Origin of the sequence: Vibrio sp. 397, assembly GCF_033339395.1 — a bacterium.
Classification (GTDB): domain Bacteria; phylum Pseudomonadota; class Gammaproteobacteria; order Enterobacterales; family Vibrionaceae; genus Vibrio; species Vibrio alginolyticus.
This window is the reverse complement of the sequence record NZ_JAWOUN010000018.1, coordinates 60,745-73,372: the sequence shown is the minus strand read 5'-3', so window position 1 is coordinate 73,372 and position 12,628 is coordinate 60,745. Positions and strand designations below refer to the sequence as shown.

Here is a 12,628-nt window from a genome sequence, read left to right as displayed (position 1 = left end):
GAGTAGTTTTACAGGCAAAGCCGAAACGGATGATAACCACCTACTGAAGTAGGTGGTTTAGGGCTGAAAACAAAAAAAAGAATAAAAACCCACAAATCAGACCAAGTTGGAGTTTTATATTTTTCATATAATGAAATTAATTTCATTAAGATAAGGTTCAATATTTTTTTGTGAAGGAGATCTACATTCCTTATAAAAGCATTCCGTTTTGTGAACTACTGTACAACTAGTGATGTGTGCTACTATTCGCCTCCAACGCATTTGAGGCCCGTATGCTGACCAGTAACATTCAAAAATCGATTCGTAATAGCTATCAAAACCTTCAAGATCAACTTGATAACTTTGTGCCTAGAAGAGCACAAAACTACCTTGTTGCAGAGATTGCAAAAACGCTGTGCGGTCAGTATCACAAATCTAACCGAATACTCGTTGCAGAAGCAGGGACTGGAATTGGTAAATCGCTCTCCTATCTAATGGCGACCATTCCCGTGGCTGTACATAATAATAGAAAAGTGGTTATCTCAACGGCGACCGTCGCTCTGCAAGAGCAGCTCATAAATAAAGACCTCCCTCTTTTTCGTCGGATTACTGACCGCGAGTTTTCTTTTATTTTGGCAAAAGGCCGTCAACGCTATTGTTGCGCTGAAAAGCTCGCCACTGCTAGCGGTGCTGATGGTGGCCAGTTAGCCATGTTTGAAACCAAACCTAAGCAAAAAGATATAGAGCTGTTGGAAACAATGCATCGCTCTCTTGCGCAAGGGAAATGGGACGGTGACCGTGATTCTTGGCCTAAAACCATCGATGATAAGCTTTGGCAACTGATTGTCAGTGATAAACACAGTTGCAATAACAGTTTACCAGGCCACCGCGGCTGCCCATTCCAAAAAGCGCGCTCAGAGTTGGATAAAAACGATGTCATCATTGCTAACCACTCTCTCGTCATGGCAGACGCAGATTTAGGTGGCGGCGTGATTTTACCTGAGCCAGAAAACACGATATACGTCTTCGACGAGGCACATCACTTACCTCACGTCGCTCGTGACCATGCTTCAGCATCTGCGAGTTTAAAAGGTGCGGCAGCATGGCTTGAGAAGTTAAATCAGTCGATTAGTAAGTTTTCATCACTCGCAGACGAGAAACGCGTAGCTCGATTTCGCAATGACCTTCAAGACGCGGTTCAGAACTTGATACCGGCACTGACTCAATTGCCCAAACAGTTCGACCCAGCTCAATTTGAAGAGGGTATCTACCGCTTCGAACACGGTGAACTACCGGAGTGGCTAGAGAACCAATCCAAAGAACTAAAACAGTTCAGTAAAAAAGCAAATCAGAGTGTGGCAAAAATTGCCGATCTTATTGCGGAAAGAGTAAAAGACGGGGAGCTTGCGACAAGGTTGGCTGAACCAGCGCTTGCAGAGCTCGGTTTCTACATTCAAAGGTTAGAAAACCTAGCGCAAGTATGGCATTTAATGGCTGAACCAGCTCGTGAAAAAGGTGCGCCTTTAGCTCGCTGGTTAGAAACCCACCCCGATCGCGAGGGTGATTTCATTGTGAGTGTTTCGCCACTTGAAATTGGATGGCAACTCGACCAACAGATTTGGAGCAGATGTATTGGCGCCATTTTGGTTTCCGCAACGATGCGTGCATTAAACTCCTTCCATTACTTTTGCCATCAGGTTGGTATTGATGGCAAGCCAGAATCAGGCACACAGTTTTTAGCGCTTGCGTCACCATTCGATTACCAAAACCAGGCAGAATTACTCATCCCTGCGATGAAATATGAACCACCAGCGCCTCAATTTACTGAATATCTTATTGAGATCTTGCCTAAGTACTTGGAAGACAAGAAAGCCAACTTAGTATTATTCTCATCCTATTGGCAGATGAACCAAGTCGCGAAGGCACTCTCTTCGGAGTTCATAAAAAAAGGCTGGGCGTTGCAAGTTCAAGGTGAAAGCTCACGTCAAGAAATTCTAAAAAAACATAAAAAGCTAATAGAATCAAATAAAACCAGCATCTTATTTGGTACTGGCAGTTTCTCTGAGGGGCTAGATTTACCTGGCGAATTACTTGAAAACTTGGTGATTACAAAAATTCCATTTGGCGTTCCAACCTCCCCTGTTGAGCAGGCTCATTCCGAATACATTGAGAAAAAAGGAGGAAACCCGTTTATGCAAATAACTGTACCAGACGCAAGCAAAAAGCTGATCCAGAGCGTAGGTCGCTTACTGCGTAAAGAGAGAGATTCTGGTAGAGTAACGATTCTTGATCGACGCCTAGTCACTAAGCGATACGGACAAGCCTTAATCGACTCACTACCTCCATTTAAACGTAAAATAGAATATTAGAAGAATCACCATTTATGGAAATGATTGAGCCAACCATGCTGTTGGTGTTGGCGCTTGTCGCTTTTGTCGCTGGATTTATTGATGCAGTTGCCGGTGGTGGTGGCATGCTTACCGTACCTGCTCTACTGTCGCTGGGCTTGCCGCCTCATATTGCACTAGGCACCAATAAACTTGCCGCTACCTTTGCTTCTTCTACTGCGGCATTTACGTACTACAAAAAACGTCTATTCAAGCCTCAATGCTGGCGGCGTGCATTCGTGGCGACACTCTTCGGAGCGACATTAGGTACGCTATTTGTAGATGCGATTAGTACGGATTGGCTGGAAAAAGGATTGCCGCTTGTTATTTTGGCGGCAGCGTTGTATACCGTTTTTCATAAAACGCCCCACTCTGCTCATCAAAGTCCAATACCCGAGCCTTGCCCAAAACTTCATAAAAAACAGTACATGCAAGGCTTATCCATAGGATTCTACGACGGACTCGCAGGGCCTGGAACTGGGGCTTTTTGGACAGTAAGTTCAATGGCGCTGTACCGACTGAATATCTTGCTCGCCTCTGGCTTAGCAAAAGCAATGAACTTTACCAGTAACTTTACCTCTTTGATCACTTTTGCACTCCTCGGACACATCAACTGGGTGCTAGGCTTAACAATGGGAGTATGTTTAATGGCTGGTGCTTTTGTTGGCGCGCACTCCGCTATTAGATTTGGTTCTAAATTCATTCGTCCTGTATTTGTTACTGTCGTCAGCATACTAGCCATTAAATTGGCTTATGACGCATGGTTTGTAGGCTTGTCATGAACATTTCTCAACTCCAGGAAAATCTAGAACAAATGGCGAAGCAAGCCGCTGTTCTTGACCGTCAAAGAGGCGAACATCATGTTCCGCTTTTTGATGAGCGTTTATTTGGTTGCCGCTCTCGCTTACTTACTCCTTGCGTAAAAGAAGCAAAAGCCACGCTGGATGCGATTGTGCGTGAGCAAAATGAAGGTAAGCTCACCGCTTTGCGTGCTGAGTACCTCACTGAAAGGTTAGTGGCGCAAATCGGTGCAATTCAACGCGAGATTTCTACCACTAAAATTCGTAAGAATGAAATCAAACATAGCAGCTATTTCCGCAAGCCTATCAACGTGCTTTATCAGGAACTCGCTCAACACCAAGAGTGGGCAAGACGCTTGCGCGAGATGGTGTTAGAAAAAGAACGTGCTGTCGAAAGCGCTCCGAGTTTTATGCGTGCCGACGCTCAAAAAGTATTACTAGCAACCGAGCAACGTTTAGCGCGTTGTGAAGCAGCACTTCTTAAGCTAGAGAACCAAATTACACATAGGGAAAAACATCAATAATGGCTGACCAACCAACCTCGCCTTTAGATGACGCACCTGAAGAGATCAAACTGGCTGTCGATTTAATCTATTTGCTTGAGAGCAATGAGATAGATCCAGAAGTTGCGCTTAACGCTTTAAAGATCGTGCAAAACGACTTAGAAAACAAATTAAAAGCAAAGTAGCTCAGAGCGTTTCAATCCTTTCACCGAGACTCATTTTCAGTGCTCTTACACAATGATACTATTCATAAAAAAGTACGCCCCCAAAAGGATAAATAATGAAAGTAATCAGCTTTAACATCAATGGACTACGTGCGCGACTGCACCAACTCCAAGCGCTAATCGACAAACACCAACCTGATGTGATTGGTCTTCAGGAAATTAAAGTTCACGATGAAGCATTCCCGATTGAAGCTGTCGAAGCCATGGGCTACAAAGTGTATTTCCATGGTCAAAAAGCACATTACGGCGTAGCAATGCTTTGTAAGCAAGAGCCTCTACACGTACAAAAAGGGTTCCCGACGGATAACGAGGAACATCAAAGGCGCATGATCATGGCAACGTTTTTAAATGAAAACGGCGAAAAGGTCACTGTGCTAAACGGCTATTTCCCTCAAGGGGATAACATCAGCCACGAAACCAAATTCCCATACAAGCGCCAATTCTATAAAGATCTGATGACCTACCTAAACGATCATCACAATAACGACGAGCAATTGATTGTTATGGGTGACATCAACATCAGCCCTATTGATGCAGATATCGGTATCGGCGAACCAAACCGTAAACGTTGGCTAAAAACAGGTAAATGTTCATTCCAACCTGAAGAGCGCGAATGGTTGAAAACCTTACTAGACTGGGGCTTTGTGGACACCTTCCGTAAGCTATACCCAGAGGTGAACGATCAATTTTCGTGGTTTGACTACCGTTCTCGCGGTTTTGATGATAACCGTGGCCTACGAATTGATGTCATTTTGGCAACCCCTTCTCTAGCGGAAAAGTGTATTGAATCTGGTATCGACTATGAGCTTCGTGGTATCGAGAAGCCTTCAGATCACGCACCAATCTGGTCAACATTTAAGTAATATATTGCAAAGCTATAAGCGAGACTCAACGCTAAGCTTAGTCCAATAAAAAGGGAGACTCAGTCTCCCTTTTCATACAAATTACCAGTTAATCACTGATTCAGCGGCCAAACCGTTTGACCATCAATAGTTATCGGTGTTTGAGCAAATTCGTTCAGACAGTAGCCTGTATTACTACTTGCAAAGTAAGTGAGCGGCATCGGCGGTAGATTCAGCGCCACAACCTGCTGTTTCGCTTTTTCTGTGAACGAGAACCCCCACATATCGAGATAGTTAGTCATATCTCGCTGAGAGATGTAGCTCAGAGCAATAAGCAACCAGTCGTTGTTCGAGATGCTATTTGCTTCTTCCCGAGAGTAGTTGGCAAAACCAATGCTCAATCGTCTCTCATCCCAAAGCGCGTCGTCCGATTTTAAGCGGTTAAACTCACGTTCAATCAGGTGCAAGCGCGCCAATAAATGCCAACCATTTTTAAGCACACCTTCATGCTGCGCCGCCATCATCATTTGAATGTAAACACGAGCGCCCCAACTCCAACTGGTTTGATTTTGCGCAGCCATGTATGCGTTTGGATCCGCTTGAGTTCGGCTAACTTGCAATAATTCAAACTGGCCTTTGAAATCCAAGCTTTGGCAAGTTGAAACTTTCCCCGTATTCTGGAAGAAACGAGACTTACTGTAATACGAGTAGTAATTGGTCGTTGAATGCCCTTCCCAGCCTGCAAATCGGAATCGACCTTTTTCCAAGCCATGACCAAGCTCATGTAAATCACCGTGACCGAGTGGGCTGAATGACCAGTAAGCATCGTATGGGTTACCAGAACAGCCGTAACCACACGTCGCTTGGTCAGCGTTCATATGCTTCACTATATCAATATTGGCGATTTCCCAACCTTGGTTTTGGGCGTATTGAATAATTTCAGGCACTTCATCTATGCCCGGCCCTTGGAAACCTGCCAGCACATGCGGGTAGTTGTGAACATATTCTTCTGTTGCAAGCGCCATTTCCGAAGGGGTAGACCACATTTCATCGTTGACCGACTCCAACATTTTGTCGCGCTTTGAGTGTACTTCAAACCCAGGAGTGATCAGCTCAGCCCAATCGAATAAATTGGCTTCTAACTGTTGAATAAAAGCGTCGTTGTCCTTCTCACTTCTCCAAACTGGATGCTGTGCCACATGATTAAATTTCAGTTCAACCGGAACATCATTTTTGTCAAAGTGAACCTGTACTGGACCACCATAAGGAGAAGTCAGCGTGATGGTTTCACCCGGCTTCACTTCATAGCCGAATGAAGTCAGCAGTTTTGGTCGTGTGTATCCATCTTTGCTGAACTCATGAGTTGCACCACTTCTTAAAGTGTTGATGACAATCTTAGTCGCCACATCATTGCTGTCATTACGTTTAACCGTAAAGGTTTCCCCAGGAAGCGCATACACACCAGCCGAACGGAAGTTACGCTTTGATTCCATATTAATCGTTGCACTGATTCTCTTTATTTCAGGGCTAAACTCACTACGGCTGAAGTTCCCCATATTTGGTTGTTTTGGGTTTACGCTTCGGCTGTTGTATTGCACGTAATCGGCAAAGTACGACTTTAGGAATTCGGTCGTTTGGGTTGACTGTTTGTCCATCGGGAAGACAACCGTTTGACGATAATGATCAGCCAGCAATACCATGAGTTTTTCGTATTGGTAGCCGTTTTGATTAAACAAATCTACTTTTTGTTCATCAAGCTTTTGCAACCAATGGCGAATGCTGTTTGCCCCTGCATAAAATTGACTGTCCATATTCGCAGTGTCAGGGCAGGATTTGTCATCACACTTTGACAAGTCAACGTTGAAATTTTGAGATTCAAAACGAGACAACAGCGCTTGTTGTGTGATGACAGAGTCCGGCACAACGTTCATCAACGATGAAGGATCCCAGTCGACCAAGCCTAACTTACGCCAATAGTTATCTCCCACATAATCAACATGGAATCTTCCCAAAATGTCTTGGCCAAGATCAGTTAGTCCTCCATCCCAATGCAGGTATAGAACAGGAATTTGGGCTTGCTCAGCGTATTCCAAAGCTTCGAGTACTGGTTTGTTGGTATCTCCAGATTGCAGATGCTGTGACAAGATCAATAAGTTTGGAGTATTGGTTTGCAAGCAGCTAAGTAGCTTCGAACCATCGCATAGGTTGGCCTCGTTAAACGCCAGCTCTTGTGAAACAGTGTCTTTCAGCCAATTGCGAGTCGCTTGCTCATCCGGAAAGTAATAAGACTGATCCATTTGCGCGATGACGACGTTTGAAGTAACTCCGCCCGACAACCAAGTGACCAGGTTACTTAACCATTGCGTCATCGCAGAGTTGGAAGAGTCGGGAAAACGTTGTGCCGTTCTAAATGGGTTACTCCCTAATAGTGCATAACGTTGACCATTAGATTTTTCTCCGGCAACGCCAATTGACAACGCTTGATCTTTGTAACCGCTTGCCATGGCCTTATTGGTCATCAAGATGGTGTCGTTGAAGCCATACTGAGGTGCCAAGATCGCGGCATCATGGGTTGGATCCCAATAAAGACCTGAAAGGTTTTTCGCAATTGCAGATTTGATCGTATTCGACTGCATCTTGTGAGCTTCTACAACCTGACGACTTTTACGAATGAATTCGCTCGGGTCAGAAACGAGCAGTGCATTACCAGTTTCAAGAGCTTGTTGAACTGGAGCTTGCGTTGGTTTTACTTGAGCATTAGGTTGTGATTCTCCCTCTCCCCCACCACATCCTGTGGCTAAGGCGGCAATGCCCAACGATAGAATTGTTTTTTTCATTTTTACTTACTAAACAATGAGTTTATCAAATATTAATGTAAGTACATGAATAAAAAGAAATAGTCTTTTGTATCGGTAGGAAAAATAGGAATGAAGATAACAAAATTATCAAAAGCAATAGCACCCACTCCGGTGCTATTGCCTCTATTGATAATTAGCTTAAAGGACGCAGATAAGCTAAGAAACGCTTCTCTGCCACTTTGAAACACCACAAGATCATAAACGTCAGTGCCATGTAGAACAGCCCCGCCGTCAGGAAAGACTCAAATGGTGCATAGTAGCGCGAGTTAACTAGACGCGCAGCACCAGTTAAATCCATGATGGTAACGATGCCCGCGACTGCACTTCCGTGCAGCATAAATATGACCTCGTTTGAATAAGCTGGTAATGCTCGACGCAATGCACTCGGCAAGATAATACGTCGGTATGTCATAAACTTACTCATGCCATAGGCTTTCGCAGCTTCCACCTCACCTTTCGGCAAACCATTAATCGCACCACGAATAATTTCTGCGGTGTAAGCCGATGTATTAAGAATAAAAGCGACCAGAGCACAGAACCAAGCGTTCTCCCACAAGGTATCTTTCACAGGGAAAAACTGATCCATGCCGTAGTAAATCAAATACAGCTGAACCAATAGCGGCGTTCCACGGAAAAAGTAAATGAATCCCCAAGAAGGTAAGCTTAGAGCGTAATTGGTACTATTGCGTGCCACGGCTAATGGGATAGAGACACACAAGCCAATAACCAACGCTAATCCCACTAACCAAACTGTTGTCCAAAGTCCCTGAAGATAAGTTGGAAAGCTTTCAATAATCAAAGAAAAGTCCATAACTTACCTCGCATGAATACTGAACTTACGCTCAACAAGCTTGAGTAGCCCGGTCGAAACGCTGGTAAAAAATAGAAAGATGAGCGCGACAGCCATGTAAAAGGTGAACGGCATTTTGGTCGTACCTGCTGCCAATGAGCTCATTCTCACCATGTCATCCAGACCAATAATGGAAACTAACGCAGTGGTCTTAAGTAACACTAACCAGTTATTACCAAATCCAGGTAATGCATGACGAATCATCTGAGGAAGCAAGATTCTTCTAAACGATAAAGCAGAACTCATCCCATAAGCTTTCGCCGCTTCTAATTCACCCTTGTCCACCGCCATGATCGCTCCACGAAAAGTCTCCGCCATGTAGGCGCCAAAGATAAAACCAATCGTGAGTACACCAGCAATAAATGGGCTGACATCAATATAATCAGGTAAGTAAGACGTCCATTCATGGTTTGGATCACTCGAGGCAAACCACTCGTTGAGCGTTTCGTTGATGGAGTAAAGGCTGTTATTTAAAAGTATTTGTCCACCAAAGAAAATCAGCATCATCAGAACCAAATCTGGAATACCGCGAATGACGGTGGTGTAAAGAGTGGCAATCGCCCTTGCCCATTTGTAAGGTGCTAACTTAGCTAATGCGCCAAGCATGCCTAAGACCATGGCGAGAATGAGTGAAAGCACTGCAACTTCTATTGTTACTAAAGCTCCTTTCAAAATCGAAGCTTCGTATCCTTGTAAATCTAGCATAGGTGAGTTCCTAATCCCTAAACTCAAAAAATCGACCGTTGACTACTTCTAGGAACAAGCCAACGGTCGCTTAATTACGGTTTATTCACCGTACACATCGTAGTTAAAGTATTTACCAGCAATTTCTTGGTAAACACCTTTCTCACGTAGTGAAATAATTGCTGCGTCGAGTTTCTTCGTTAGATCTTTGTCTTGTTTACGAACAGCGATACCCATACCTTCGCCAAACCATTTTGGATCGGTTAACGATGGTCCAACAAACTCATAAGCTTCGCCACCTGCTTTGTTGATCACACCCTCTTCTAGAGCAGAAGCATCACCTAAAACAGCAGCAATTCGACCATTTTCTAGATCAAGATACGCTTCATCAAAAGAGCCATAACGCACAATTTCAACATCATCGCCGTAGTTGTCAGTTAAGTACTTGTCATGTGTCGTCGCACGTTGCACGCCAATTTTGACATCTTTAAGATTATCAAAATCTAGACCCGCACCTTTCTTAGCGATAAATTTATTTGGAATTTGTGCGTACTTGCCAGTGAAATCGACTTTTTTCTTGCGCTCTTCAGTGATAGACATTGCTGCGATGATGGCATCGTACTTACGTGCAAGCAGAGAAGGAATAATACCATCCCAATCTTGAGCGACGATTTTGCACTTCACTTGCATCTCTTCACAGAGTGCATTTGCCATGTCTACGTCAAAGCCTTTTATTGAGCCATCAGTTTCTGTCCAGCTAAACGGAGGGTAAGCGCCTTCGATACCAAAGCGAACTGTTTTCCATTCTTTCGCTTGGGCAACACCTGATACTGCCGTTGCAGCAATCGTTGCTGCTAATAACCACTTTTTCATTTCCATACTCCTGTGATTGCTATTTTATTTCGTTTTGTTTGTTGTGTTGGCTTAGGAGGCAATAGTCTGCCGCCTAACAAATATTAGTAAATGGATGAGATAAACTGCTGTAATCGTTCTGAATCCGGGTTTGTAAATAGCTTAGCTGGATTTCCCTGTTCTTCCACTAAGCCTTGATGTAAAAACATCACATGGTTTGATACGTCACGCGCAAACGCCATTTCGTGCGTGACCACCAGCATAGTTCGCCCTTCATCTGCCAAATCTCTCATTACCCCCAGAACTTCTCCTACAAGTTCTGGGTCAAGCGCAGAAGTTGGCTCGTCAAACAACATCACCTCTGGGTCAACTGCTAGCGCACGGGCAATAGCTGCACGTTGCTGCTGGCCGCCAGATAAGTGCCCAGGGTAATAATCTTTACGCTCATACAAGCCTACCTTCTTAAGCAAGACTTCTGCGTTTTCAATCGCTTGAGATTTTGGAACGCCTAAGACATGAACAGGCGCCTCAATCACGTTTTCTAGTACGGTTAGGTGAGACCAGAGGTTGAAACCTTGGAAAACCATTGCCAGGCGTGAGCGAATACGTTGGACTTGCTTTTCATTAGCAGGAACAGATTCACCTGCTCTGTTGTTCTTCATTTGGATTAATTCACCATTTACCCAAATTTCGCCCGCGGTAGGCGTTTCTAGCAAGTTGATACATCTGAGAAAGGTACTCTTACCTGAGCCGGAAGAGCCAATAATGGAGATAACATCTCCTTTGTGCGCGGCAAGTGAAATGCCTTTTAAAACTTCATTTTGTCCAAATGTTTTGTGCAGGTCTTTTATATCTAGCGCTGGTACATCATTCATGCGCCCTACTCCCTGTGTTTTTGTCACTGCAATTAAGGGACTCCGCCCTCTCTAATTCGGAACAAATTAGCACCGCCCTTTGAAACTTGCAACAAATTATTAACCTAAATAATTCGAATAGAAAGATACGATAGACAAATTAATATGCAATATATAGCAACATATTCTTCAAAAGTTGAATATTAAATATAAAAAAGCCCCTTTCAAAGGGGCTTAATAAATTTACAAAAGTGTTAATTGAAACCTATTCGAGGTCGCAATGAATTAATTAAAACGACTGACTACCAACGAGTTTGAAGTACGTAATGTCACTTCATTTTCTAAGCCTTCTTTTTCAGAAGTAATGATGCCATCTAGGTCTTCATCTAGTTCAGGCTCTGACGCTTCACCATTGGAGAAGAAGCTCATGAAAACTTTAGAATCAATATTACTATCTTCATTCACTACCAAAGCAGTGCGATTAAAATCGTCCGAAGCTGAAACTTTCAAACCGTTAACGGCCGATGTTGGGAAGTTGTAGTAATGCAATTCTGGAACAACAACAGAATCACTATCACTTGTTGTGAAAATGCGATGTGTGACTCTGTAGTCGCCTGAAGTTGCAAAGTAAGCGACACGAGTAAAGCCTTCAGTAGACGATGTTAAGCCCATGTCCAGATCAATCACGGACTCTGCACTTCCTTGCGTTGATACACTTGGTTTTGTGTTCGGCAGGTTATCAATATTTAAGTAAGCACTCGGATCAACGTCAATATCCCATCCGTCAGAGATCGTTTCGTTAAGTAGAGACTCCCAACCATTAACTTGATTCTCTGAGAACGCCATGTATACCCAAGTTTCTTTATTCGTTGCACTAGGGCGATTATATTCAACGGCCGTTTTATCCAGCTTCAACGCGTCATATGCAAAGCCGTTAGTAACAAAGCCAATGTTAAGCGAGTCGTAAGTATAGTCAGAAGACGAATAAATGTTTGACGTATTATCCGCTCTAACTAAGGCTATCTCACCAGTTCCCCACGAACCAATACCATATTGGTAAAGCGCTTTGTCGCTTGAACCTGATTCATACTGAAACAATGCCGTTGGTTCACCTTTAAGCCCCATCAGTTCATCAGTAGGCAACATATCAGGGTTCGGAGACGTGAAAATATCGGTTTGCGAGACAAAGTTGTAATCTCCGCCACCTGATTCAGCGTTTCGGTAATCTAAGTTAGTAAACTTATTGCTTGCTAAGTTACCGCCAGTAAAGCATTTGTTCAAAGAGTCTCGGTTTAGTGCAAAAGTAGCATTACGTAGTTTCTTATCTTGCAAGAACTCTTTTGAAAACGTGTTTACGCGAGCTTCTTTGCCGTTAAATTCTATTGCTTGAAACGTTACAAAGCCGCCGTCAGGGATATCTTCAAGATAAAACTTAAAGTTATCAGTGGTAGGTTTGATAATGTCTCCGGATCTTTTGCCATCGGCATCAGAGTAGTAACCGATAACATAGTTGGTCACTTGCTCTTTTGACGCTGCACTATAGGTTAAAACCGTTTTATCGCCGTTCAGCTCAGTTTTGTGGTCATATACAGTACAACCTTTCGTAGTTGCTTCACTTTCAGTCATTGTTGCTGGTATAGCAAAATCAAAAGTAAACGCAGTTTTCGGCGCTGCACCACCGCCACCGCCGCCACCGCCGCCGCAACCGACCATTAACCCTGAGATGATTGCCACTAGTGGCAGTACTTTAAGCTGTTTCATGTCTTTTTCCTAAACTGAGCGGCAATGATTAGCC

Annotated in this window: 11 protein-coding genes; 5 read left to right on the top strand and 6 right to left on the bottom strand. The window is 43.7% G+C overall.

All coding sequences use genetic code 11. The features are described from left to right. The first annotated feature begins 272 nt into the window (after nt 1-272). From dinG to xthA, 5 genes are all read left to right on the top strand, one after another. Nucleotides 273-2,348: an ATP-dependent DNA helicase DinG gene (gene dinG / locus R7P36_RS21235; RefSeq protein WP_115385849.1), complete on the top strand. Its 2,076-nt coding sequence runs from the start codon at nt 273-275 to the stop codon at nt 2,346-2,348. Between the two features lie 14 nt (nt 2,349-2,362). After that, complete coding sequence (locus R7P36_RS21230) at nt 2,363-3,148, top strand: sulfite exporter TauE/SafE family protein (RefSeq protein WP_213899465.1); 786 nt, start codon at nt 2,363-2,365, stop codon at nt 3,146-3,148. Then, complete coding sequence (locus tag R7P36_RS21225; protein WP_033905048.1) at nt 3,145-3,690, top strand: primosomal replication protein; 546 nt, start codon at nt 3,145-3,147, stop codon at nt 3,688-3,690. The genes R7P36_RS21230 and R7P36_RS21225 overlap by 4 nt, the downstream gene beginning before the upstream one ends. Then, the gene (gene rsmS / locus R7P36_RS21220; protein WP_005378432.1) at nt 3,690-3,854 is read left to right on the top strand and encodes a pleiotropic regulatory protein RsmS; all 165 of its coding nucleotides are present in this window, start codon (nt 3,690-3,692) and stop codon (nt 3,852-3,854) included. The genes R7P36_RS21225 and rsmS overlap by 1 nt, the downstream gene beginning before the upstream one ends. A gap of 95 nt (nt 3,855-3,949) precedes the next feature. After that, entirely contained in the window at nt 3,950-4,756 is an 807-nt protein-coding gene (gene xthA / locus R7P36_RS21215) for an exodeoxyribonuclease III (RefSeq protein WP_213899466.1), read from the top strand. Nucleotides 4,757-4,848: 92 nt separating this feature from the next. Here the strand turns inward: xthA and R7P36_RS21210 are convergent, their stop codons facing one another. The 6 genes from R7P36_RS21210 to R7P36_RS21185 all read right to left on the bottom strand — a co-directional run bounded on the left by R7P36_RS21210 (nt 4,849) and on the right by R7P36_RS21185 (nt 12,594). Then, a complete protein-coding gene (locus tag R7P36_RS21210) occupies nt 4,849-7,572 on the bottom strand; it encodes an ImpA family metalloprotease (protein ID WP_213899467.1) in 2,724 nt (907 codons plus the stop codon). Between the two features lie 154 nt (nt 7,573-7,726). Continuing rightward, nucleotides 7,727-8,404, bottom strand: a complete 678-nt coding sequence (locus R7P36_RS21205; protein WP_005378435.1) for an ABC transporter permease — start codon at nt 8,402-8,404, stop codon at nt 7,727-7,729. A 3-nt stretch (nt 8,405-8,407) separates the two neighbouring features. Continuing rightward, a complete protein-coding gene (locus R7P36_RS21200) occupies nt 8,408-9,148 on the bottom strand; it encodes an ABC transporter permease (RefSeq protein WP_005378436.1) in 741 nt (246 codons plus the stop codon). 81 nt (nt 9,149-9,229) lie between these two features. Further along, a complete protein-coding gene (locus R7P36_RS21195) occupies nt 9,230-10,000 on the bottom strand; it encodes an ABC transporter substrate-binding protein (protein WP_005378437.1) in 771 nt (256 codons plus the stop codon). Between the two features lie 83 nt (nt 10,001-10,083). Then, a complete protein-coding gene (locus tag R7P36_RS21190; RefSeq protein ID WP_085569616.1) occupies nt 10,084-10,854 on the bottom strand; it encodes an ABC transporter ATP-binding protein in 771 nt (256 codons plus the stop codon). A gap of 264 nt (nt 10,855-11,118) precedes the next feature. After that, nucleotides 11,119-12,594 (bottom strand): hypothetical protein, encoded by a 1,476-nt coding sequence (locus R7P36_RS21185; RefSeq protein WP_017820023.1) that lies wholly within the window; start codon nt 12,592-12,594, stop codon nt 11,119-11,121. Nucleotides 12,595-12,628: the final 34 nt, after the last annotated feature.

Coding starts and splice junctions, on each gene's coding strand:
- R7P36_RS21185 (WP_017820023.1), bottom strand. CDS start 12,594: ATGAAACAGCTTAAAGTACTGCCACTAGTGGCAATCATCTCAGGGTTA.
- R7P36_RS21190 (WP_085569616.1), bottom strand. CDS start 10,854: ATGAATGATGTACCAGCGCTAGATATAAAAGACCTGCACAAAACATTT.
- xthA (WP_213899466.1), top strand. CDS start 3,950: ATGAAAGTAATCAGCTTTAACATCAATGGACTACGTGCGCGACTGCAC.
- R7P36_RS21225 (WP_033905048.1), top strand. CDS start 3,145: ATGAACATTTCTCAACTCCAGGAAAATCTAGAACAAATGGCGAAGCAA.
- dinG (WP_115385849.1), top strand. CDS start 273: ATGCTGACCAGTAACATTCAAAAATCGATTCGTAATAGCTATCAAAAC.
- R7P36_RS21230 (WP_213899465.1), top strand. CDS start 2,363: ATGGAAATGATTGAGCCAACCATGCTGTTGGTGTTGGCGCTTGTCGCT.
- R7P36_RS21205 (WP_005378435.1), bottom strand. CDS start 8,404: ATGGACTTTTCTTTGATTATTGAAAGCTTTCCAACTTATCTTCAGGGA.
- rsmS (WP_005378432.1), top strand. CDS start 3,690: ATGGCTGACCAACCAACCTCGCCTTTAGATGACGCACCTGAAGAGATC.
- R7P36_RS21210 (WP_213899467.1), bottom strand. CDS start 7,572: ATGAAAAAAACAATTCTATCGTTGGGCATTGCCGCCTTAGCCACAGGA.
- R7P36_RS21195 (WP_005378437.1), bottom strand. CDS start 10,000: ATGAAAAAGTGGTTATTAGCAGCAACGATTGCTGCAACGGCAGTATCA.
- R7P36_RS21200 (WP_005378436.1), bottom strand. CDS start 9,148: ATGCTAGATTTACAAGGATACGAAGCTTCGATTTTGAAAGGAGCTTTA.